General features: G+C 70.4%; 18 protein-coding genes and 1 riboswitch. Of the genes, 11 read left to right on the top strand and 7 right to left on the bottom strand.

What is annotated here, in order from left to right:
• The first annotated feature begins 24 nt into the window (after positions 1 to 24).
• The 3 genes from ACH4OW_RS01770 to ACH4OW_RS01760 all read left to right on the top strand — a co-directional run bounded on the left by ACH4OW_RS01770 (position 25) and on the right by ACH4OW_RS01760 (position 1,575).
• A complete protein-coding gene (locus ACH4OW_RS01770) occupies positions 25 to 249 on the top strand; it encodes a hypothetical protein (protein ID WP_398024138.1) in 225 nt (74 codons plus the stop codon).
• 215 nt (positions 250 to 464) lie between these two features.
• Positions 465 to 1,016 (top strand): DoxX family protein, encoded by a 552-nt coding sequence (locus tag ACH4OW_RS01765; protein ID WP_360138002.1) that lies wholly within the window; start codon positions 465 to 467, stop codon positions 1,014 to 1,016.
• Positions 1,017 to 1,074: 58 nt separating this feature from the next.
• Positions 1,075 to 1,575 (top strand): VOC family protein, encoded by a 501-nt coding sequence (locus tag ACH4OW_RS01760; RefSeq protein WP_360137999.1) that lies wholly within the window; start codon positions 1,075 to 1,077, stop codon positions 1,573 to 1,575.
• 105 nt (positions 1,576 to 1,680) lie between these two features.
• Here the strand turns inward: ACH4OW_RS01760 and ACH4OW_RS01755 are convergent, their stop codons facing one another.
• A complete protein-coding gene (locus ACH4OW_RS01755; RefSeq protein ID WP_398024438.1) occupies positions 1,681 to 2,889 on the bottom strand; it encodes a HoxN/HupN/NixA family nickel/cobalt transporter in 1,209 nt (402 codons plus the stop codon).
• A riboswitch (cobalamin riboswitch) is annotated at positions 2,887 to 3,100 on the bottom strand. (Overlaps the previous gene by 3 nt.)
• A 167-nt stretch (positions 3,101 to 3,267) precedes the next feature.
• Here ACH4OW_RS01755 and ACH4OW_RS01750 point away from each other — a divergent pair.
• The 3 genes from ACH4OW_RS01750 to ACH4OW_RS01740 all read left to right on the top strand — a co-directional run bounded on the left by ACH4OW_RS01750 (position 3,268) and on the right by ACH4OW_RS01740 (position 6,382).
• Positions 3,268 to 4,341: an ABC transporter substrate-binding protein gene (locus ACH4OW_RS01750; RefSeq protein ID WP_398024436.1), complete on the top strand. Its 1,074-nt coding sequence runs from the start codon at positions 3,268 to 3,270 to the stop codon at positions 4,339 to 4,341.
• A complete protein-coding gene (locus tag ACH4OW_RS01745) occupies positions 4,341 to 5,471 on the top strand; it encodes a FecCD family ABC transporter permease (protein WP_398024135.1) in 1,131 nt (376 codons plus the stop codon). Before ACH4OW_RS01750 ends, ACH4OW_RS01745 begins: the two co-directional genes overlap by 1 nt.
• 92 nt (positions 5,472 to 5,563) lie before the next feature.
• Entirely contained in the window at positions 5,564 to 6,382 is an 819-nt protein-coding gene (locus ACH4OW_RS01740) for an ABC transporter ATP-binding protein (RefSeq protein WP_398024434.1), read from the top strand.
• A gap of 401 nt (positions 6,383 to 6,783) precedes the next feature.
• Here the strand turns inward: ACH4OW_RS01740 and ACH4OW_RS01735 are convergent, their stop codons facing one another.
• Positions 6,784 to 7,569 carry a hypothetical protein gene (locus tag ACH4OW_RS01735; RefSeq protein WP_398024133.1) on the bottom strand — a complete coding sequence of 262 codons (786 nt, stop codon included), beginning with the start codon at positions 7,567 to 7,569 and terminating at the stop codon, positions 6,784 to 6,786.
• 172 nt (positions 7,570 to 7,741) lie between these two features.
• Between ACH4OW_RS01735 and ACH4OW_RS01730 the strand changes: the two genes are divergently transcribed.
• A complete protein-coding gene (locus tag ACH4OW_RS01730; RefSeq protein WP_398024131.1) occupies positions 7,742 to 9,499 on the top strand; it encodes a DUF262 domain-containing protein in 1,758 nt (585 codons plus the stop codon).
• On the opposite strand, the gene ACH4OW_RS01725 is transcribed toward ACH4OW_RS01730, so the two are convergent.
• From ACH4OW_RS01725 to asnB, 3 genes are read right to left on the bottom strand one after another with little or no spacing between them, the layout of a single operon-like run.
• Complete coding sequence (locus ACH4OW_RS01725) at positions 9,449 to 10,516, bottom strand: L-tyrosine/L-tryptophan isonitrile synthase family protein (RefSeq protein ID WP_398024129.1); 1,068 nt, start codon at positions 10,514 to 10,516, stop codon at positions 9,449 to 9,451. The two genes, ACH4OW_RS01730 and ACH4OW_RS01725, sit on opposite strands and share 51 nt — an antisense overlap.
• Entirely contained in the window at positions 10,513 to 11,766 is a 1,254-nt protein-coding gene (locus tag ACH4OW_RS01720; protein ID WP_398024127.1) for a cytochrome P450, read from the bottom strand. The genes ACH4OW_RS01725 and ACH4OW_RS01720 overlap by 4 nt, the downstream gene beginning before the upstream one ends.
• Before the next feature lie 27 nt (positions 11,767 to 11,793).
• The gene (gene asnB / locus ACH4OW_RS01715; RefSeq protein ID WP_398024125.1) at positions 11,794 to 13,659 is read right to left on the bottom strand and encodes an asparagine synthase (glutamine-hydrolyzing); all 1,866 of its coding nucleotides are present in this window, start codon (positions 13,657 to 13,659) and stop codon (positions 11,794 to 11,796) included.
• A 420-nt stretch (positions 13,660 to 14,079) separates the two neighbouring features.
• Between asnB and ACH4OW_RS01710 the strand changes: the two genes are divergently transcribed.
• From ACH4OW_RS01710 to ACH4OW_RS01700, 3 genes are read left to right on the top strand one after another with little or no spacing between them, the layout of a single operon-like run.
• Positions 14,080 to 14,286, top strand: a complete 207-nt coding sequence (locus tag ACH4OW_RS01710; RefSeq protein ID WP_398024123.1) for a hypothetical protein — start codon at positions 14,080 to 14,082, stop codon at positions 14,284 to 14,286.
• Positions 14,286 to 16,643 carry a heavy metal translocating P-type ATPase gene (locus ACH4OW_RS01705; protein ID WP_398024121.1) on the top strand — a complete coding sequence of 786 codons (2,358 nt, stop codon included), beginning with the start codon at positions 14,286 to 14,288 and terminating at the stop codon, positions 16,641 to 16,643. The genes ACH4OW_RS01710 and ACH4OW_RS01705 overlap by 1 nt, the downstream gene beginning before the upstream one ends.
• Positions 16,640 to 17,137 carry a copper chaperone PCu(A)C gene (locus ACH4OW_RS01700; RefSeq protein ID WP_360137978.1) on the top strand — a complete coding sequence of 166 codons (498 nt, stop codon included), beginning with the start codon at positions 16,640 to 16,642 and terminating at the stop codon, positions 17,135 to 17,137. Before ACH4OW_RS01705 ends, ACH4OW_RS01700 begins: the two co-directional genes overlap by 4 nt.
• 53 nt (positions 17,138 to 17,190) lie before the next feature.
• Here the strand turns inward: ACH4OW_RS01700 and ACH4OW_RS01695 are convergent, their stop codons facing one another.
• Positions 17,191 to 17,754, bottom strand: a complete 564-nt coding sequence (locus ACH4OW_RS01695; RefSeq protein ID WP_360137975.1) for a sigma-70 family RNA polymerase sigma factor — start codon at positions 17,752 to 17,754, stop codon at positions 17,191 to 17,193.
• Between the two features lie 61 nt (positions 17,755 to 17,815).
• Here ACH4OW_RS01695 and ACH4OW_RS01690 point away from each other — a divergent pair, with 61 nt between their 5' ends.
• Positions 17,816 to 18,091, top strand: a complete 276-nt coding sequence (locus tag ACH4OW_RS01690) for a zf-HC2 domain-containing protein (protein ID WP_398024119.1) — start codon at positions 17,816 to 17,818, stop codon at positions 18,089 to 18,091.
• A gap of 146 nt (positions 18,092 to 18,237) precedes the next feature.
• Here the strand turns inward: ACH4OW_RS01690 and ACH4OW_RS01685 are convergent, their stop codons facing one another.
• Positions 18,238 to 19,011, bottom strand: coding sequence for a PE-PGRS family protein (locus ACH4OW_RS01685; RefSeq protein WP_398024117.1), 774 nt, complete (start codon positions 19,009 to 19,011; stop codon positions 18,238 to 18,240).
• Positions 19,012 to 19,016: the final 5 nt, after the last annotated feature.

The following is a 19,016-nucleotide window of genomic DNA, read 5'->3' as shown; positions in this document are numbered from 1 at the left end:
GCGGTCTCGGTGCACGCTGAAAGCATGGGTGAGCATCCGCCGGTGATCGTGCACCCGCCCTCGCCGTCGGGCGGGCGCCGGGTCACCGTTCGTGGGCAGATCGTCGGGCTGGCGTACGGGCGGGGGGATGTCGCCGAGTTTCTGCGGCACGCCGGGCTGGCGCCGGATGCCGAGGACATCGATCTCGATGCTCCGGGGCTGGTGGAGTGGCGCGGCGGGGACAAGGACTGCTGGGCGGGCGCCCGGTAGGGGGCGCCGGGGTGGCTTGAAGTGTTGCTTGGTGGGTGGGGGCGTGCCTGGAGAGTTCCCGGGCGGGCAGGGGTGGGCAGGAATCGGTTGTTCGACTTTCAAGTGATGTGTATCGTCGATGTGTGACTTGAAGTTTCAAGTACTTGGGTACTTGGTTCGCGACCGGCCGCCAGGCAGACCGCCCGGCGGGTCGCCAGACAGGAAAGAGCGCTCGTATGACCTCCCCCCTCAGCCCTCTCAGCAGCTACGGCAGCGGTGCCGACGACCGGCACGCCGCGACTCCGCACGCGTACGACGTCGGCCTGCTGGTGCTGCGGCTCGCGGTCGGGCTGACCATGGCCGCGCACGGTGCGCAGAAGCTGTTCGGCTGGTTCGGCGGGGGCGGGCTGGACGGGACGGAGCAGTTCTTCACGGCCAGTGGGTATCCGGCGGGCAAGGCGATGGCCGTGGTGGCCGGGCTCAGCGAGACGCTGGGCGGTCTCGGGCTGGCGGTCGGGCTGCTGACGCCGCTGGCCGGCGCGGCGATCGTCGGCACGATGGTGAACGCGCTGGCGGTGAAGTGGGGCGGCGGGTTCTTCGCGCCCGAGGGCGTGGAGTACGAGCTGCTGCTCACGGCGGGTGCGGGGGCCCTCGCGCTGACCGGTCCCGGCCGGTACGCGATCGACCGGCTGCTGCCGGTCCTGCGTGCGCACCGGCTCGCGTACGGCGTGGCTGCCGTGGTGCTCGGCGTGGTCCTGGCGGGCGTGATTCTGCTGCTGCGGAAGTGACACCCGGTGGGGAAAGCGACGGACGGGACGTGGGAGACGTGAGAAGTGAGGGATTGATGTGAGTGTGCGGCGGTTGAACCATGCGGTGCTGTATGTGCGTGACGTGGCGCGCGCCGTGGCCTTCTACACCGAGGCGCTGGGGTTCCGGGTGGACACCGAGGTGCCGGGGCGGGCCGCGTTCCTCAGTGCCGAGGGGACGGCCAACGATCACGATCTCGGGCTGTTCGCGGTCGGCGACCACGCGCCGGGCCCCGAGCACGGGCGGGTGGGCCTGTACCACCTGGCCTGGGAGGTCGGCACCCTCGGTGAGCTCGCGGATGCCGCGGCCGAGCTGGCCGGGCGGGGCGCGCTGGTGGGTGCCACCGATCACCTCGTGTCGAAGTCGCTGTACGCGAAGGATCCGGACGGCAACGAGTTCGAGGTCATGTGGCGCGTGCCGCGTGAGGACTGGCCGGGCGCCGACGAGCCCGACCGGCTGCTCCCGCTCGACCTCGAAGCGGCGCTGGAGCGCTGGGGTCCCGGGTTGAAGACGGGCGCGGCGGCCGGTTCGGCGACGTGAGGGGCGCAAGCCCCTGAGGAACGCACGCCCTCGGGGGCGGGGCCCGCTCCGGGCGAGTGCCGGAGCGGGCCACGGTGGGCCGGGGGCCGGGGGCCGGAGGTCGGCTCAGGCGGTTTCCGGGGCTTCCCTCTCACCGGCCTCCGCCGTCCCCGCCGTCCGCGCCGTCCACCGTTTCTCCACCCCGGCCAGCCGCCAGTACGCCAGGGCCGCCGCCCAGACCACCACGAACAGGCCGACGATGATGAAGCCGACGTTGTCCAGGTCGATGGACGAGATCCAGTCGGTGACGCCGTCCTTCAGGTCCAGCTTCTCGTGCAGGACGGTGACCAGTTCGATGGTTCCGATGAAGAACGCGACGGCGATCGACAGGCCGGTGATCGTGAGGTTGTAGTAGACCTTGCGCACCGGGTTCGAGAACGCCCACTGGTACGCGAAGTTCATGAACGTACCGTCCAGCGTGTCGAACAGGCTCATCCCCGCCGCGAACAGCAGCGGCAGGACCAGGATCGCGTACCAGGGCAGGCCGGCCGCGGCGCCGCTGCCCGCCATCACCATCAGGGTGACCTCGGTCGCGGTGTCGAAGCCGAGGCCGAAGAGGAAGCCGAGCGGGTACATCTGGCCGGGGCGGGTGATGGACCGGGTGAAGCGGCCCAGGACGCGGTTCATGAAGCCGCGGGAGTCGAGGTGTTCCTCCAGCTCGGCCTCGTCGTAGCGGCCCTGCCGCATGGCGCGGAAGACCCGCCAGATGCCCGCCAGCGCGATGAGGTTGAGCGCGGCGATCAGGTAGAGGAAGGTGCCGGAGACCGTGGTGCCCACGGTGCCGAGGACCTGGTGGGTGCGGGATTCGTCGTCGAGCAGGGTGCCCGCCAGCTGTGCGCCGCCGGCGACCAGCGCGGCCATGGCGACGACCACGCTGGAGTGCCCGAGCGCGAACCAGAACCCCACGGACACCGGGCGTTTGCCGTCGGCCATCAGTTTGCGGGTGGTGTTGTCGATGGCGGCGATGTGGTCGGCGTCGAAGGCGTGCCGCATGCCGAGGGTGTACGCGGTGATGCCGAGGCCGACGCCGAACACCTGCGAACCCACGGTGTAGTGGTTCGGCACGACGAGGAGGAAGAGTACGCCGAAGGCGACGACGTGCAGCGCGGCTATCACCGCCATCAGGCCCGCGGTGCGCACCGTGTCCTGACGCTGCCAGCGGAAACCGGGCAGGGGGGAGGGGGGAGAGGAAGGAGAGGAGGAAGAGGAAGGGGAGGGTAGGGGGGCGGGGGACAGGGGCATTCGGTGGTCACGCTCCAGCACCTCGTGGATCAGTTCGTGAGATGCCGTGGCCGGTCTCCTGGCTTACGGGTGAGCGCGCCCGGCCCGGCCTTCCCGGCCGCGGGCTGCGGACAGTGGCTCCGTACGGGCGCAGGCGCGTACGGAAAGGGGCGGGAACTTCCCGATCACAGTGGCGAGGGCCGCTCCGGCCTGGACCCGAAGGTCGTCACCGGTCTTCCCGAACACCACGGCCCGGACACTCTAACCTCCGGCGGCGCGCGGCCACCGGGCCGATTCCGCGGGAACCGTGGGCGCCGTCCGCTCGACTACCTGGTCCGCGGCTCGCAGTGGCGGGCCGCCGGACAGTCGAGCGGCAGGGAGTACGGGCGTATGCGTCCTCGCAGGAAGCGGACAGCGACGACGACGGTGACGATGGCGGCGGCGCTGGCGGTGGGGGTGGCCGCGCTGGCCACCGGATGCGGTGGTGCCGACGGTGGTACGGGCGGGAGCGCCGCGGGCGCCCGGGACGGCGGCAATGCCGGTTTCCCGGTCGCGGTCACCGATTGCGACGGGCGGGAGACGACGTTTTCCGCTGCGCCGCGGAAAATCGTCACGAGCAATGCGTCGAGCCTGGAGATGCTGCTTCGGCTGGGGGCGGGTGACCGGGTTGTCGGCACGGGATTTCCACCGGGGAAGGGAACGTTGCCGCCGGAACTGGACGCGCAGGCGCAGCGGGTTCCGGTGCTGGGCAAGTCGGTGATTCCGAAGGAGAAGCTGCTCGGGTCCGGGGCCGATCTCTATATCGATACGTTCGCGTCGATGGGGAACATGGGCGGGGCGGCTGCCGCGCCGACCGAGGAGGAGTTCGCCGCGGCGGGCATCAAGCACGTCTATCTGGCCTCGACGGCGTGCGCGCCGCGCAAGAAGGTGCCGCAGCGGGATCTGTCTGCCGTCGAGGGCGACATCCGGCGGCTCGGGCAGGTCACGGGCACTTCGCAGCGTGCGCTGCAACTCGTCGCGGAGATGGAGAAGAAGGTCTCCGGGGTGCGGAAGGCCATTGCGGACGTACCCGCGTCGAAGCGGCCGTCGTATTTCTTCTTCGATTTCGACGCGGGCACGAAGCAGCCGGTGGCCGTCTGCAACCGGCAGGTGGCGCACGCGGTGCTGACCGAAGCCGGGGCGCGCAATGTCTTCGCGGACTGTGCGGGCGACTTCAAGCCGGTGTCGTGGGAGGACGTGGTGGACAAGGACCCGGACTGGATTCAGTTGGGCGTACGGAACCGGGGGAGTGCTGCCGCGAATGAGAAGGCGTTCGACGAGGCGGAGCAGTTTTTGAAGGGGTTCGCGGGGACGGCGGGGCTGCGTGCCGTAAAGGAAGGGAAATTCCTGCGCATCGGCTCCGAGCAGACGACCATCGCGGGGGTCGGGAACGCCGACACGGTGCGGCGGATCGCGGAGACGCTGTACCCGGACCGGCTGGGCGAGGCCGCGGCGGCGGCCCGCTGATGCCCGATACGCCAACCAAGCCCCGTACGCCAACCAAGCCCCGTACGCCCGGTATAGCAACCACGCCCCGTACGCCGCGGGTGCTGCCCGGTACGCCGTGGCTCGCCGTCGCGCTGCTGCTCGCGCTCCTCGTGGCGCTGACCGCCGCCGTCTCCTTCGGCGCCACCGACATCGCTCCTGCGGAGGTGTGGTCGGTGGTGTTCCGGCGGCTGGGCGGGCAGCCGCCGAGGCCGGGCACGAACGACCTGATCGTCTGGCAGCTGCGGGTGCCCAGAGCGCTGCTCGCCGCGCTGGTCGGCGCGGGCCTCGGGCTCGTCGGTACGGCCACTCAGGCGCTGGTGCGCAACCCGCTGGCGGACCCGTACCTCCTGGGCATCTCCAACGGCGCGTCGCTCGGCGCGGTGGCCGCGATCGTCTTGGGTGCGGGCGCCGTGGCCGGTACGGGCGGCGCGTTCGGCCTGGCCGGGGGCTTGGGGCTGTCGCTGGCGGCCTTCGCGGGGGCGCTCGCCTCGTTCGCGCTGGTCTGGACGCTGGCCCGCAGGGGCGGCGGCTTCGCGCCGCTGCGGCTGGTGCTCGCCGGGGTCGGCATCGGGCAGTTCCTGGCCGGGATCACCAGCTATCTCGTACTACAGGCAGGGGACGAACAGCAGACGCGCGGCGTGCTGTTCTGGCTGATGGGCAGCCTCGGCGGCGCGACCTGGAGCACGCTGGTCCTGCCGGCCCTCGCGGTGCCGGCCGGTCTGCTGGTGCTCCAGGCGCGGGCCCGCGCGCTCAACGCGCTGACGATGGGGGACGAGACGGCGGCGAGCGTGGGCGTGGACGTGGTCCGGCTGCGCCGGTTGCTGTTCGTGGTGACCAGCCTGCTCACCGGCGTACTGGTGTCGGTGTCCGGGGCCGTGGCCTTCGTGGGGCTGATGGTGCCGCATCTGTGCCGGCTGCTCGTCGGCGGCGACCACCGCAGGCTGCTGCCGCTGGCGGCGCTGACCGGGGCCCTGCTGCTGGTTGTGGTGGACATCGTGTGCCGAACCGCGATGGCCGACCAGGAACTGCCGGTGGGCGTGGTGACGGCGCTGGTCGGCGCGCCGGTACTGCTGTACGTCCTCGACCGCCGGCTGGGGGCGGGATCGTGAACGCGCAAGCACGGGCGCAAGCCGGTACGGACACGGACGCGGGCACGGACACGGATATGGATATGGCCACGGACACGGGCGCGGACACCGGTATGCGGATCGACATCGAGGACCTGCGGGTGTCCTACGCGGGGCAGTGCGTCGTGGCCGGGGTGCGGCTGATGGCCGCGCCGGGCGAGATCGCGGGCGTGGTCGGCCCGAACGGCAGCGGCAAGTCCACGGTCCTGCGCACCGTGTACCGGCATCTGCGGCCGGACGCGGGCCGGGTGCTGCTGGCCGGCGAGGACGTCGGTGCCATGCCGGCGACGCGGGCCGCGCGGCACATCGCCGCACTTCCCCAGGAACGCGGCGGCGACTTCGAACTCACCGTCCACGAGGTGGTGGCGATGGGCCGCACCCCGTACAAGCGGGCGTTCGCGGGCGACGACGCCGCCGACCGGGAGACGGTGGCCCGCGCCCTGGCCGATGTGGGGCTGGCGGAGTACGGCGGGCGGCGGTTCTCGGCGCTCTCCGGCGGGGAGCGGCAGCGGGCCCTGCTCGCCCGCGCTTTCGCGCAGGTCCCGGACGTGCTCGTACTGGACGAGCCGACGAACCACCTGGACGTACGGCACCAGGTCGAGCTGCTGGGCCTGCTGCGCGACCGGGCCTGTACGACGCTCGTCTCGCTGCACGACCTGAACGCGGCGGCCGCCGTCTGCGACCGGCTGCACGTGCTGCACGAGGGGACGGTGGTGGCGTCCGGCGCCCCGCGAGAGGTCCTGACGCCGGACCTGCTGGCCGAGGTGTTCGGGGTGCGGGCGGCGGTGGTCGACCACCCGCTGACGGGGGACCCGCTGATCGCCGTCGACCAACGCCGGACCGTTGACGCCAGACCGAGGGAGACACCCGCGCCTACTCGCCCCTCAGCGTGACAGGAGTGAGGATGTGCCGTCTACTGGCCGAATCGAGAAACCTACCCAGAATTCTGCGTTCGCCGACCAGTGTGGTGAGAGAAATGAAGCCCATGAGGATCATAGACGCTACGCAAGAGCCTCCGAGGTAGGCGAGTGAGAAAACGATGCTGCGCTCACCGAAAGGTGTGCTTTTATCGGCTTTCGAATGTAATTCTTACCTACCAAAAACCCGTAGGCGCGCCACGCGACTGGTCAGTTGTAGGGCCGAGGCCGGAGCCCTATGCCGTAACTGTTCAGCCAGAGGCCAATAGGGTATCCGGACTCGCCCCGGGGCTATTCTTACGCGAAATATTCGGATTCCACGAAACCTGTGGAGTCGCTCTCCAGGGGCAGATCGGCGGAGCTGCTATATCTGGCCTTTATTCATCGCTGCCAAAATCATTGGCTACGGCGGTGATCTCTTTGACAAGTTCTTCGCCGGCCGTGATCGAGCCCTGCAAGACAGGAGCAGCTTGGTTGAATACTACGCACGCAGCAATGAGCCCCAGCAGCATCTTCTTCCAGCGGCTGGCGTGATTAGGCTGTACGTTGGCTAGCGTCGCACTGGCCTGAGTAAGCGAACCGATCACGGTACTTGCCTCCTCGGCTACCCGTGCGCCACCGAACATAGTTGCGTTCTCGATGAGCCATAGCAAATGACGTACTTGTGATATCAAAGCATCTCGCACTGGCCCGTCAATCTCGGCGTCTGACATTGCAGTCAGAAGGTCGATCCATTCATTGCATCGCATTGCCATCTCATCGAGATCGGCACTCCTGGGCGCGGCGCCCGACCCTATGAGGTTTCCGGAAATCAAGTCTGCTGCAGATTCGAGATGGTCAAGCTTATCTTGCGGGAATAGTGATTGCGGTGTCCGGGTGTGGTCTCCCCAGTTGTGAATGGGTTGCACCACAACGGTCCACCAATCGGCCACATACCGCTCACACCGTAGGCGCGACCTTTCTGGCAGAGAATTCAATTGGCGAATCGTCATCTGAAGCAGCATGACAACTTCCGAGTGGCGTCGTGCGAACTCGGAGCTATCCATGTCGGCATCAAGAACCTTGCACCAAGCGCCACGGAGAGTCTGCTCACCTGAGTCACGAACGCTTTTCAACAAGGTGTGCAAGTGATGTGCTGCCGTGTTCTCATTCGAAATGCCCATGCCCCCACCAATCCTCGTACGTTCCCAACCGACGCTGCTACCTAAAGCTACCAGGCGCTTCCACCGCACTGGTCGTACTCGCCTAAGTCGGGCCTGGGACTCCCCTTGTCCCCACAGCGGCGGGCAGCGGGCGGTAGGATCGCCCCTCCCGGGTCGAGTGGAGGTTCTTCGGATGGCCATCATCAAGCAGGCGCAGCGTCAGACTCTCGGGCAGCTAATTGGCGCGAACAACCCCGTTGTTAGTGTGCCGGATGACAGTCAGCGCCAGTACGCGTGGACGAAAAAAGAGGTCGACGTATTCTGGTCGGACATCGAAAAGTTCAATGAAGCTCGAGAAAGTGGCCGAGAGTCTTCGTCGGAGTACTTCATTGGCCCGGTAGTGACCATTACGGCGGACTCTGTACAAGCGCGCTCCCTCCTTGACGGTCAACAGAGGATCACCACTTCAACTATTCTGATAGCTGCCATCAGGGACGCTCTTTGGGGAATGGCGACGGCAGAGGGAATGTCGAGTGCCAACAATATTCAACGGGACTACATTGCCCGTAAGTCCGGACGCAAAGATCCCATCGAGTATTTTTTGGTGCTGTCTCTGTTTGATCGCGACTTTTTCCGTGATCACATCCAGGATTGGAGTGAAATAACCGGAAAATGTCCACGTATCGAAAACCCTTCGCGCCCCTCTCATCGGCTCATACTCGATGCCTACAACTACTTCCGCGCAAAGATCGGCAATCGACTTGAAGCTTACCCGGATGCGGAAGACCGGTTGGACTACTTGGATTCCTTGCGTGAGTGCTTGATTAACGGACTGGTATTCGTTGAGATCCAGACTCCTTCTTCCAGTGATGCGAATGAAGTTTTTGAGACTATCAATTCGCGCGGGAAAGACTTGTCCACCGTGGATCTCGTTAGAAACTTTCTGATGGAAAAGAGCAGGAGTGGCCTCGAGAAGGACCGGGTGAATGACGCTTGGCGGTCACTTCTTGACGGTTTCATGCGCCGGGAGGAGATTGAGAAGTTCCTGCGCCATTTCTGGGTCTCGAAAAATGGCGATGTCAAGTCTCATAGCCTCTACTCCATCATTCGTAAGGAGCTGAGTGGTAAATTCGATAAACGTCCGCAGGTGTACAGTGTGGGCGCTTTTTCGGCTGAGCTTGAAGGGGCCGCTGGACGGTACGCCGACCTCATTACTAGCAGTACGGGGCACGCCGAGTTCGATGCCTCGCTTGGAGAGGTGAGGTCCATGAGTGCTGATGCCCTATACCCCCTCATGCTATCGGCGTCAGGGGTTGTTAACTACTCGGAGCTTCAGACTCTCCTTGATGCATCCATAAGCTACTACGTCCGCTGGACCGTAGTTGGCCGGCGTGAGTCGACCTTGCTGGAGGAGAACCTCTTCAGTGCAGCCAAAGAAATATCGAATGGAGCTTCTGTAGAGGGCGTGATCCGCCGAATTCTTGGATGGATTCCAGATGATGAAACCTTTGAAGCGGATTTCCGAGAGGCGTCCATACCGAAGCAATCCCAGTCACGATACCTCCTTGCCAAGATCGAGCAGTACCTGCGTGCTGAGGCTGAGGTGCATGAAGAGATAGCGCTTGGCGACGGGAAAGTATTTGTGGAATACGTTTACCCTCAAAAGCCTGCTGAGGGTATGCGTCTGGAAGATCACGAGGCTTGGGTGAGCCGACTTGGGAACCTAACGCTACTCGCAGGGAAAAAGAACTCGAACGTGTCGACGTTGCCCTATTCCGATAAGGGGCATCTCTATTCCAGCTCGGCTTTGCTGGTGTCGTCTCAGACTGAGATTGAAGAACTATGGGACGAAACCAATCAAAAGTGGCGGATCGAGGGAATTGAGGCACGACAGCAGAGGCTAGCGAAGATTGCTCTTAACGTTTGGCCTAGCGGCACCCGATGGCTCTGAAGGGCGAGGAGCGCCAGGAGAGAAGCAGTGGGAGGACGGCCGTCCGGTCTCGTATTCGTAGTGGCTTGGGCGGCCGTCTTGGTGGGTGAGTTGGCCCTGCTTCGCCGCGTCGGCCGCGCGCATCAGCCGTACGCTGCCGTCCGGCCGGCGCAGCACGCACGCGTGCCATGGCGTCATCCAGGCGTCGGGCGCGTCGAGCAGCCGGATGCCGAACTTCTCGGCGCCGCGCGGCTGCGGGTGGATGGACAGCCGTACGGCGCCGGGGTGGTGGTCGGCGATGAGCGCGCCCCAGGCGCGGCTGCGCTGGATGACGCCGTAGGCGCGGGTGCGGCAGGCGCGTTGCAGGGCGGAGCGGGTGCCTTCGAAGCCGGTGGCGTCCTCGAACAGGAAGCGGGTGATGCCGCGGTAGAGGCGCAGCGTCTCGCCGTCGCCGGTGGCCGCGCCGCGGGTTTCGGCGCGCAGGGAGTCGAGGGAGGGGGCGTACCGGGCGTGCACCTGTGCGCGTTTGGCGTCGCAGGGCAGGTTTCCGTAGACGTCGCGCAGGTCGAAGGTGGTGAGGTGGGACAGTCCGGCCGTACGGATCATGGCGCGCAGGGCGTCGTTGTACGCGTCGACGTCCGGGTCGGTGACGCCGATCAGGTCGCTGAAGAGGTGCCCGTCGGAGCAGATGACGAGCCGTGCGCCCGGCGCGTACAGCTCCCCGATCCGGGCGCAGAGCCGGTCGAGGAAGCGCAGGGCGAGGCGTTCGCCCTCGTCGGGGAGGCGGCCGAGGACCTTGGCCGGGTTGGGGGACTTGCAGGGGAAGCCGGGGAGGGTGAGGAGGATGGGGCGCCGGGCGGCGACCAGGGTTTCCAACTGGGCCAGTTGGGAGGGGAAGTCGGCGGTGGTGGCGTAGCCCGTCGTCTCCAGGGTGCGGCGGTGCGGGAGGAGGGTGGCGAGGATGGCGGTGGCGGTGGCGGTGGCCGTGATCGCGGTCGCGGGTGTGGTTGTGGTTGTGGTTGTGGCCGTGCTGGTCATCGGGCTTCTCCGTGCGGGCCGTACGTGATCGGAAGCGCGCTGACGCCCCGTGCGAGCACCGCCGGTATCCAGTCCAGGTCGCTGTCCGGTACGGCCAGGCGCAGGTCCGGCAGGCGGCGGAGCAGCGTCTCCAAAGCGATGTGCAGTTCGGCGCGGGCCAGCGCGGCGCCGGGGCAGAAGTGGCTGCCGTGACCGAAGGCCAGGTGGGGGTTGGGGGTGCGGCCGAGGTCCAGGGTGTCGGGCGCGGGGAAGCGGGCGGGGTCGCGGTTGGCCGCGCACAGCGAGACGATCACGGAGTCGCCCGCCGGGACCCGGGTGCCGTGCAGCTCGGCGTCCTCGGCCAGGAAGCGCCAGGTCGTCAGCTCGAAGGCGCTGTCGTAGCGGAGCAGTTCCTCGACGGCGCGGGGGAGCAGCGCGGGGGCGTCGCGGAGCGCCGCGAGGTGGTGCGGGTGGCGGAGCAGGGCGGTCAGCGCCGTGGTGATCTGGTTGGTGACGGGTTCCTGGCCCGCGACGAGCAGCTGGAAGATCATGGAGTCCAGTTCGGCGCCGCTCAGGGCGCCCTCGTCGCGGGCGGCGACCAGCCGGGAGAGCAGGTCCGTGCCGCCGCCTTCCTGTCTTTTGTGGCGGACGAGATCGGCGATGTAGCCCTGGAGGCCGCGGAGTCTGGCCTCGTACGCGGGGCGGCCTGGGTCGTCCGGGCCGACGGGCTGGACGACCTTGCCCCAGTCCCGGTCGAACCGCTCGGTGAACTCCGCCGGCAGGCCGACGACCTCGGCGAGTACGAGGAAGGGGAAGCGGGCGGCGAACGTCTCGACCAGGTCGGCGGACGCCCGGTGCCCGGGGGCCGCGGGCGGCAGTGCGTCCAGCAGCGCGTCCGCCAGGCGTTCGAAGCGCGGCCGGAGTTCCGCGACCCGCCGGGGCGTGAACGCGTCGGTGATCAGCCGGCGCATGTCGGTGTGCCGCGGCGGGTCCTGGTGCAGCAGGTGGACCTGGAGTTGCGAGTGCTGCGGCTCGGGCATGATCGAGGCGCGGGCGCGCCAGGCCGCGTTGCCCCGGGAGTGGTGTTTGCCCAGGCGGGGGTCGTTCAGCGTCTGGTGCGCTGCCTCGTAGCCGGTGACGAGCCAGGCGCACACCCCGCTCGGGAACCGGACCCGGTGGACGGGCCCGCGTGCGCGCAGCTCGGTGTAGAGGGGGTAGGGGTCACGCTTGTAGTCGGCTCCGTGGAGGGGGAGCGGTTCGGGGAGGTGCACGGGTGGGTTCTCCTGGAGGCGAGACGGTCAGAAGGCGAGTTCGGGGCGGTGGTGGTCCAGCCACAGCGACAGGTCGACGACGCGTTCCAGGCGCAGGCGGTGGCCCCACTGGAGGTGTTCGGGCGGGGTGTCGAGGCAGGGCTTGACGGCGGTCTCGTCGACGAGGTCGCGGATACGGCCCTGGCCGGCCGCGAGCGCGTCGCGTGCCAGGTCCTGGAGGCCGCGGTTGTAGTCGGGGTGGTGGGTGGCCGGGTAGTGGTTCTTGGGGCGGTGGAGTACGGAGTGCGGCGCCAGGCGGGCGCCCGCGGCACGCAGCAGGCTTTTCTCCCGCCCGTCGAAGTCCTGGAGTTCGACGGGGGTGTTGAAGGCGTACTCGACGAGCCGGTGGTCGCAGTACGGCACCCGTACCTCCAGGCCCTGCGCCATGCTGAGCCGGTCCTTGCGGTGCAGCAGCTGGCGCAGCCAGCGGGTCAGCGACAGGTGCTGGAGTTCGCGGCGGCGGTGCTGCGCGGGTGTCTCGCCGTCCAGGTGCGGTACGTCGGCCAGCGCCGAACGGTAGGTGTCGGCCTGGAACTCGCCGACGCGCAGCGTGTCCGCGAGCGCCGGGTGCAGCGGCATGGCGGCCTCGTCGCTGGTCACCAGCAGCCACGGGAAGGTGTCGGCGGCCAGCGCCGCGGGATTGCGGAACCAGGGGTAGCCGCCGAAGACCTCGTCGGCGGCCTCGCCGGACAGTGCGACCGCCGAGTGCCGGGCCATCTCGCCGAACAGCAGGTACAGGGAGGTGTCCATGTCGCCCACGCCGATGGGCGAGTCGCGGGCCGCCACGACGGCCGCGCGGTGTGCCGGGTCCAGCAGGGCCTGCGGGTCGAGCACCACCAGGTGGTGGTCGGTGCCGATGAAGGCGCCGGCCTCGGCCGCGTACGGGGTGTCGTGGCCGGTGCGCAGGACGTCGCCGGTGAAGCGCTCGACCTGGTCGCTGTAGTCGACCGCGTACGAACGCAGGCGCGCCGCTGGACCTTCCCGTACGCGCAGTTCGTCCGCCAGCAGCGCGGTCAGGACGGTGGAGTCGAGGCCGCCGGAGAGCAGGGCGCACAGCGGGACGTCCGCCTCCAGCTGGGCGCGGGCGGCGCGGTCCAGGTGGGCGCGGACGGTGTCCACCGTCGCGGTGGTGCCGCTGTCGGTGTGCGGACGGGCCTCCAGGCGCCAGTAGAGGCGTTCGGCCAGGCCGTCCCGGTCGAACACCGCCACGCCGCCCGGCTGCACCTCCCGCACACCGGACCACAGCGTCTCCCCGGTGCCGAAGACCAGGCCGTACGCCTCCCGCATGCCCTGTGCGTCGACGCGCGGGCGGCAGGCGGGGTGTGCGAACAGGGCCTTGGGTTCGGAGCCGAAGACGAGGCCGCCGGGTATTTCCGCGAAGAAGAGGGGTTTGACGCCCAGCCGGTCGCGTACCAGGAGGAGCCGTTCGCGGTGCGCGTCCCAGATGGCGAAGGCGTACATGCCGTCCAGGTGTCCGGTGAGGCCGTCGCCCCACTCCTGGTAGGCGCGCAGGAGGACTTCGGTGTCGCTGCGGGTGGCGAAGTGGTGGCCGCGTGAGCGGAGTCGGGCGCGCAGGGCGTGGTGGTTGTAGATCTCGCCGCTGTAGGTGAGGACGACGTCCGGCGGGCCGGGTGGCGCCCCGGTGCCGCTCTGGGCGGGCGCGGTCATGGGCTGCGCACCGCCCGGGAGGTCGAGGACGGCCAGGCGCCGGTGGCCGATCGCGGCGTGCGGGCCGCACCAGGTGCCCGAGGCGTCGGGCCCGCGGCGGGCGAGCGCGGCGGTCATCCGCTCGATGACGGAGGGCTGGGCGCGGGGGTCCTCGCGGTACGAGATCCAGCCGGTGATGCCGCACATGCGCGGGGCTCCTTCGCGGGTGGGTGGAGAAGTCCGGGGTCCGCGTACGCGCCCGGTGCCGGCCTCGCGCACGCTTCATCCAGTGGTCGGCCGGGAGGGGCGGCGAGTTCCCGCCGGAATACGGGAATTGCGCGGCGGCCAGGCGGCACATCCTCAGGTAGTCGGTGCGGCGCCCGTGCTGGTTCCGGCGGGTGGGAAGGACAAACCTCACGTGGGGCGGCAGGCGTTCACGGCGGGGGTGCGGGCCGTCGGCCGTGCCACGATGGGCTGCGCCGAGCGGCCCGGTCGCGCCGCCGATTTCCTGCGTTCCGCGCGCCTCGTTCCGCCTCCCTTTCCCGCTTTCCTTTTCCCCTTCCCCCCCTCCCCCTTCCCCCCTTTCCCCCTCCCCCTTTCCCCTTCCGTCTGTGTATCGGAGTGGCCATGCCTTTCGTCCGGCGTCTGTCGTCCGTGCTGCCCGCGAAACCGGTGTCCGGATTCGTGGCGCTGCTCGTCGTCCTGTTCGTGTGCGCGTACGCGGCCGGGGCGGCCGCAGGGCCCGTGGCGCCGGGCATCCGGCCGGGCGTCCAGCCCTCCGGGCCCCAACAGCCCGCGGGCGGCGACGGCATGGCCGACATGGGCGGCATGTGATGGGCGAGCGCGTCACCGTGCTGACGGTGGGCGGGATGACCTGCGCCGCGTGTGTGGGCCGGGTGGAGAAGAGGCTCGGCAGGCTCGACGGGGTGAGCGCCTCGGTGAACCTGGCCACCGGCAAGGCCCGCGTGCGCCACCCGGCCACGCTGCCCGTCGGCGACCTGGTGGCGACCGTGGAGGCGGCGGGGTTCACGGCACAACCGCCCGAGCCCGTACGGGAGTCCGCGCGTCCTGTCGGGGAGGAGCCGGCGGGCGCCGCGCGCAACCGCCTCCTCCTCACCGCGCTGCTGTCCCTGCCCGTCCTCGTCCTCTCGATGGTTCCCGCCTGGCAGTTCCGCAACTGGCAGTGGCTCTGCTTCACGCTGACCGCGCCGGTCGCCGTGTGGGGTGCGCTGCCCTTTCACCGCCGCGCGGCGCGCGGCCTGCGGCACGGTGCCGCGACCATGGACACCCTGGTCTCGCTGGGCGTGGCCGCCTCGTTCGCCTGGTCGGCGTACGCGCTCTTCCTGAGTGGCGGCACCGCGCACATCTATTTGGAGGCGGCCGTCGGCGTTCCGCTGTTCGTCCTGGCGGGGCGGTGGCTGGAGGCCGGGGCGCGCCGTGAGACGGGTTCGGCGCTGCGGTCGCTGGCCGGGCTGGTCGGCAAGGACGTGTCCGTACGGGTACCGGCCGACGGCGCGGAAGACGGCGACACCGTGGAACGCCGCATTCCGGTGTCCCGGCTCCGGGTCGGTGACCTGTTCCTCGTGCGGCCGGGGGAGCGGGTGGCCACCGACGGCACGGTGACCGAAGGGAATTCCGCCCTCGATCTGTCCCTCGTCACGGGGGAGAGCCGCCCGGTGGAGGTCGGTCCCGGCTCGGCGGTCGTCGGCGGCGCGGTGAACTCGGGCGGGCTGCTCGAAGTGCGGGCCGCCGCGGTCGGCGCGGACACCCGGCTGGCCCGTATCACCCGGCTCGTGGAGGAGGCGCAGACCGGCAAGACGAGGGTGCAGCGCCTGGCTGACACGGTGGCGGGGGTCTTCGTGCCGGCCGTGCTGGCGGTGTCCGTCACCGTCCTCGGCTTCTGGCTGGGGGCGGGCGCCGACCCGCAGGCCGCGGTCACCGCGGCGGTGGCCGTCCTGGTCGTCGCCTGCCCCTGCGCGCTCGGACTGGCCACCCCCACCGCCCTGCTGGCCGCCACCGGCCGGGGCGCGCAGCTGGGCATTCTCGTCAGCGGGCCCCGCGCCCTGGAGCGGCTGCGGCGCATCGACACGCTCGTGCTCGACAAGACCGGCACGCTCACCACCGGGCGGATGAGCGTGGTCGCCGTCACGGCACGCGCGGCCAAGGACGCGGCCTCCGCCGCCCCCGCGGCGCGCGCGGCCAAGGACGGCGCCCCCGCCGCCCCCACCGCCCCCGGTCTCCCTGAGGACGAAGCCGTACGGCTGGCCGCCGCCGTCGAGCACGGCTCCGAACACCCGCTGGCGCGCGCCGTCACCGCGTACGCCGCGGCCCGCCGCGAAGCCCTCGGCGACCGCCGGCCGCTGCCCGCGGCGCGCGACTTCACGGCGACCGCCGGGCACGGCGTGACCGGTGAGGCGGACGGCCGGATGGTGGCCGTGGGGCGGCCGGGCGAACCGTCGGAACTGCCCGTTCCGCTCGGGGACGCGGTCCGTACGGCCGAGACCGCGGGGCACACCGCCGTGCTGGTGACGGTCGACGGCGCGCCGGAAGCCGTCATCGCCGTCGGCGACACGCTGCGGCCCGACTGCTACCGGGCCGTCGACCACCTGCGGCGCCTGGGCCTGCGGCCGGTGCTGGCCACCGGGGACCGGGCGGCCACCGCGCGCGCTGTCGCCGGGCACCTGGGCATCACGGAGATCCACGCCGGCGCCCTGCCGGAGGAGAAGGCCGCGCTGGTCACCACGTTGAAGGAGCACGGCGGCCGGGTCGCGGTCGTCGGCGACGGGGTCAACGACGCGGCGGCCCTGGCCCGCGCCGACCTCGGCATCGCGATGGGCAGCGGTACGGACGCGGCGATCGGCGCCGCCGACGTGACCCTGATGCGCGCGGACCTCCAGGCGATCCCGGACGCCGTACGGCTGGCCCGGCGCACGCTGGGCACCATCCGCGCCAACCTCGTCTGGGCCTTCGGCTACAACCTCGTCACCGTGCCGCTCGCCGCCGTCGGCCGGCTGGACCCGATGATCGCGGCTGCCGCGATGTCCGCGAGTTCGCTGCTGGTGGTGGGCAACAGCCTGCGGCTCCGGGCGTGGCGCCCGGGAGGGCGGGCGACCGGCAAGCCTCGGCCCGCCCCCCTCGCCGCAGCCGACGAGCCCCGCGCCTCCTCCGCACTCTCCCGGGACACCGCATGACCCAGTCACTCTCCGCCGCCCGCACCGCTCTCCGTTCCGCGGCCGTACCTCTCCTCGCGGGGGCGCTGACGCTCGGCTGCCTCACGGCCTGGACCGTGACCGGGAACGCGGGCACCCCGGCCCGGCTGCGCGTGACCGAAGGCCGTGTCCTGGTCCCCTCCAACACGGAGGCCACCGCGGCCTTCTTCACCATCAGCAACACCGGCACCACCGCCGACGAGCTGACGGGCGTCACGGGCCCCGCCGGGCACCAGGCCATGGTCGGCCGCGACGTCGAGATCGCCGAGGGCGCGCACCGCATGGAGATGGCCGGTGCCGTGGCCGTCCCGGCCCGCGGCGAACTGCGCATGGCGCCCACCGGCGTGGACGTGATGGTCAGCCCGCCGCCGCACCTCACACCGGGCGACCGGGTCGCCTTCACCCTGCACTTCCGCGACAGCGGGTCCGTCACGGCCGAGGCCGTGGCCGTACGCCCGGGGCGCCTGGAGCCGTAAGGCCAGGTGCCCGGACCGGACCGGACGACGGTCCGGTCCGGGCACCGGCCGGTTCAGGCGGCGGCGCGCACCGGCTCGTCCTCCGCCAGCAACGTCACCAGCGTCTCGCGCGCCCGCGCCACCCGGGAACGCACCGTCCCCACAGGGCACCCGGCGATCGCCGCCGCCTCCGCGTACGGCAGGCCCAGCAGCTGGGTCAGCACGAACGCCTCCCGGCGGTTCGCGGGCAGCGCCGACAGCAGTTCGGCGAGCGCGACGCCCTCGTCGAACCCCGGCACGCCGCGCGGCTGTGCCCGCTCCGCCGCCGCCTGCCAGTCGTCGGCCCCGGCGAGCCGGGGCCGGCTGGCCAGCGACCGCAGCCGGTCGGCGACCGCCCGGCGCGCGATCGTCAGCAGCCAGGTACGCGCCGACGACCGCCCCTCGAACCCGGGGAGGCTGCGCAGCGCCCGCAGGTAGGTGTCCTGCACCAGGTCGTCCGCGGCCTGCGCGTCGCCACTGAGGTGGGTGACGTAGCGGCGTACGTCCAACTGCGTGGCGCGGACGAACCGCTCCACGGCCGCCTCGTCCCCGCTGCGGGCCGCGAGGGCCCAGGCCGTCACCGAGGCGTCATCCCGCACTCCGCACCTCCCCGCAAGCGGGCGCGGACCGTGGCCCGCGGAATTCGGGGAGGATGGGGCCATGCAGTGCTCGCGCGTACGAACCGCCCTCTCCGCCCGCCTGGACGGCGAACAGCTGCCGCCGGGCGTTACGGACGGCCGGCTCGACGCCCACCTCGCCGCCTGCGCGGACTGCCGCCGTTGGTCGGAACAGGCCGCCCGGCTGCGGCGCCTCACCTCGGCCGCGCGGGAGGCGGCCGAGGCCACGGACCTCTCGGCGCCGGACGACCCGGCACTGGACGGGCTGCTCGGCCGGCTGCGGAGGGACGGCGCCCCGGGCGACGGCCGGCAGGTCTGAAAGGGCGCGGGTGCGCGAGGGTTCGGCGGCGGACGGCGGCATCGCCGGCGGAGCCGCCTTCCGGACAGGAGTCATCATCAAAAGTCCTCTGGCCTTCGGGAAAACTACCGGGACCAGGACGTGAAGTCCTGGGTGTGACCGTGCTGTCAGCGGACAGCGGTCTCCCGGGGCGGCCCGCGGAGCCAGATGACGTGGACGAGGAGCAGCCGGCGCAGCGGCCGCCGGGGTTCGCGGCGGACCGGGCGGGCGGGCCGGGGCGGCTCGGGCAGGACCGCGCGCAGGACCAGCGCGAGCGGCACGAAGAGCCGTACGGAAACGGTCCGTACGACGCGGAACGCCGCCCGCTCGCCGCCGCACAGCCACCACGCACTCAGGAGCGCGACCAGCAGGTGCGCCGCGACCATGCCGGTCATGCTGCCGTGCATGCCCGCCATGTCGCCCATGCCCGCCATGTCGTGCGCCGACGACATCGAAGACCCTGCATGCATCCCGTGCATGCCCTGCATCTCATGGATGGGGCCGCCGTGCCCGTCGATCCCCGCCTCGTGCAGCATCCGTTCGGCGTCGCGCTGCGGGATCGCGCGCCCGCCCACGCCGCACATCAACGAGGCCGCCCAGCGCTGGGCCAGTGACGTCTGCCCGCTGCCGTCCGCCATGGCGGACGCCACCGACTGCCCGAAGGAGAAGGCGGCGTGCAGAGCGGCCTGCGCCGCCAGCGTCAGCGCCGTCACGAACAGCGGGCCCCGCTCGCGGCCGGCGAGGCACCACGTGCCGCCGGCCGTCACCGCCACGGCGCCCGGCACCAGCCACCAGGGCACGGGGGCGTCGGACATCAGGGCGTGGCCGAGGGCGGCGAGCAGCACACACACCGCCGCGAACACCCCGGCCCGCAAGCCCCTGAGAACACGCCCCGCAATCATGACGC

This window comes from Streptomyces sp. NPDC017056 (assembly GCF_044332485.1).
Taxonomy (GTDB): Bacteria; Actinomycetota; Actinomycetes; order Streptomycetales; family Streptomycetaceae; genus Streptomyces.
The sequence above is the reverse complement of the archived record's forward strand: the minus strand, read 5'-3'. Positions and strand labels throughout refer to the sequence as shown.